At 74.6% G+C, this 232-nt stretch carries 1 pseudogene; it reads right to left on the reverse strand.

What is annotated here, in order from left to right:
• Window positions 1-232, reverse strand: a pseudogene (locus KVS71_RS19325) (hypothetical protein); the annotation flags it as partial.

Genomic DNA, 232 nt, shown 5'->3' on the forward strand with positions numbered 1-232 from the left:
GCGATACGAGCACGACGTCACGGACGCCGCGGTCGGCGGAGACGACCCGGCTCCCGGAGACCGGGCGGCCGAGCCGATCGTCCGTCGACCCCAGAGCCTCCGCGCCCCCGGTCTCCTCGATCAGGGTCAGCAGCTCGGCGTGCTGCGCGTTGGGGGGCGTCCACTGCCCGGAGACGGGGGGGATCGCCGCAACAACCCCGACGGCGGGGGGCTCCTCGGGCATGTTGAGGAG

Source organism: Microbacterium sp. GbtcB4, assembly GCF_019091465.1.
Lineage (GTDB): Bacteria > Actinomycetota > Actinomycetes > Actinomycetales > Microbacteriaceae > Microbacterium > Microbacterium paraoxydans.